The sequence below is a fragment of the Brevundimonas sp. Soil_N_31 genome, assembly GCF_057655995.1.
Window position 1 is genome coordinate 1 of record NZ_JBDGLE010000031.1, and the last position, 560, is coordinate 560.

Below are 560 nucleotides of genomic sequence, written 5' to 3' on the forward strand. Positions count from 1 at the left end.
CCGTCGCTCACCGTATAGGTGATGGTCGGCACCACGCCGTTCCAGTTCGCCGCTGGCGTGAAGCTGTAAGCGCCATCCGCCGACAGCGTGAAGGTGCCGACGCCCGTGATCTGCACCGTGTCGCCCGCATCATGAATGCCGGTTACCCCAGCGATCACAAAGCTCTCGATGCTCAGCACATCGCCATCAGGATCACTGTCGGAGACGTCGCCTGCGCCAGCCCCCGTCAGCACATTGCCGCTAACCGGCGTATCTTCGTCGGTTGTTGCAAAGTCATCGTTCGCTGTCGGCGACGGGTTGCTTACCGTCCACTCGAACGTCTGATCCACCGTTCCGCCGTTACCGTCACTGGCCGTGATCGTCACACTGTGCACGCCGCCCGGGAAGGACTGGCTTGCCGAACGATCAATCGTGCCGCTGATCACGCCCGTTGCCGGATCGATACTCAGACCCTGCGGCAGGCCGCTCGCGCTGTAGGTCAGCGTATCTCCGTCAATATCGGTAAAGAAGCTGCTCAAATCCAAAGACGCGATCGTCTCAGCATCAGCATCGTTCTGAGG

Annotated in this window: 1 protein-coding gene; it reads right to left on the reverse strand. The window is 60.9% G+C overall.

The genetic code is table 11. The features are described 5' to 3' along the window. Positions 1-560: Ig-like domain-containing protein (locus AC3A3G_RS16370; RefSeq protein ID WP_487488738.1), on the reverse strand; the 560-nt coding region annotated here is incomplete at both ends.